Raw genomic sequence first — 264 nt, 5'->3', positions numbered from 1 at the left:
CAAGCGGTGGAGCATGTGGTTTAATTCGATGCAACGCGAAGAACCTTACCTGGTCTTGACATATCTAGAATCCTGCAGAGATGCGGGAGTGCCTTCGGGAATTAGAATACAGGTGCTGCATGGCTGTCGTCAGCTCGTGTCGTGAGATGTTGGGTTAAGTCCCGCAACGAGCGCAACCCTTGTCCTTAGTTACCAGCGGGTTAAGCCGGGAACTCTAAGGATACTGCCAGTGACAAACTGGAGGAAGGCGGGGACGACGTCAAG

General features: G+C 53.0%; 1 rRNA gene (only partly in view). It reads left to right on the top strand.

Going from position 1 to position 264, the window contains the following annotated elements:
• Positions 1–264: ribosomal RNA gene (locus V7650_RS18100) — 16S ribosomal RNA — on the top strand (its annotated part extends 408 nt beyond the left edge of the window); the annotation flags it as partial.

The sequence above is a fragment of the Parasphingorhabdus sp. genome (genome assembly GCF_036964565.1).
Lineage (GTDB): Bacteria > Pseudomonadota > Alphaproteobacteria > Sphingomonadales > Sphingomonadaceae > Parasphingorhabdus.
Note: the sequence above shows the minus strand (reverse complement) of the source record. Positions and strands in the feature narration are given on the sequence as shown.